We start from the raw sequence: 268 nt of genomic DNA on the forward strand, positions 1-268 counted from the left end.
GACTTGATGCACTGCTCTCGCTGCTTGATCCCTTTTACTGCATATAATGCCACATATTTTATGAAAGACGATCGATTACTTCTCCCTGGTGGGTTCCTAGCAATCTCTGGCCCTCCAGTACAGTGGGCTAAGCAAGATAAAGAATGGGCAGATGTCCAGGCAGTGGCTAGAGCAGTGTGCTACGAGTTGATTGTTGTGGATGGGAAGACTGTTATCTGGAAAAAAGCTGTTGGTGATTCATGTCTTCAGAACCAAAATGAACTTGGGC

The 268-nt window shown here is 45.9% G+C and carries 1 protein-coding gene; it reads left to right on the plus strand.

Features of this window, described 5'->3' with window-relative positions; translation table 11 throughout:
* Positions 1-60: 60 nt before the first annotated feature.
* Positions 61-268: hypothetical protein (locus tag ACYQ78_RS39680; RefSeq protein WP_459806155.1), on the plus strand; the 208-nt coding region annotated here is incomplete at its 3' end.

The organism is Herbidospora sp. RD11066 (assembly GCF_054661255.1).